Source organism: Sphingobacterium sp. HJSM2_6, from assembly GCF_049316305.1.
In the GTDB taxonomy this organism is placed as follows: Bacteria; Bacteroidota; Bacteroidia; order Sphingobacteriales; family Sphingobacteriaceae; genus Sphingobacterium.
This window is the reverse complement of sequence record NZ_JBMOXB010000044.1, coordinates 1-609: the sequence shown is the minus strand read 5'-3', so window position 1 is coordinate 609 and position 609 is coordinate 1. Positions and strand designations below refer to the sequence as shown.

Annotated in this window: 2 protein-coding genes; both read right to left on the bottom strand. The window is 39.6% G+C overall.

The window, feature by feature from the left end:
* Positions 1-206, bottom strand: a 206-nt coding sequence (locus tag ACFRAE_RS17730) for a sugar phosphate nucleotidyltransferase (protein WP_422798503.1), incomplete at its 3' end; no start/stop codon positions are given.
* Positions 207-219: 13 nt separating this feature from the next.
* On the bottom strand, positions 220-609 hold a 390-nt coding region (locus ACFRAE_RS17725), incomplete at its 5' end, for an SDR family oxidoreductase (RefSeq protein WP_422798502.1).

Genomic DNA, 609 nt, shown 5'->3' with positions numbered 1-609 from the left:
GATCCATCACCCAACAATTTCTCGAAATGGGGTAAGTCCTGAGGTGTAGATATAATTAATATTTCATTGATTCCCGCCAACATCAACGTTGATAGCGGATAATAAATCATCGGTTTATCGTAAACAGGCATCAGCTGCTTGGATACCGCTAATGTTAATGGATGTAGCCGAGTCCCCGAACCTCCTGCTAATATAATTCCTTTCATATGATCGTGTTTTTTAGTTAGTCTGTTTTAAAGCGTTTATCATTTCCTCCAAACTCGCTCTCCAGTGTGGAACTAAAACAGCATATGTCTCCTTGATTTTACTTTTATTCAATAACGAATACTTTGGTCGTTTGGCTGGTGTAGGATAGGATGATGTCGGAATAGGATGAATCTCACAGCTCAATCCTGCAATTTCTCTTATCGCTTCCGCAAATTCAAACCAAGAAATTTCTCCTTCATTCGAATAATGGTAAATTCCAGGGGTCCAGGTATTCGATTCTACGATCTTCACAAGCGCTCTTGCCAAGTCTCTGGCATAAGTCGGTGAACCAATTTGGTCATTTATTACAGATAACTCTTCACGCTCACTCATCAAGCGAATCATCGTCTTTACAAAATTGTT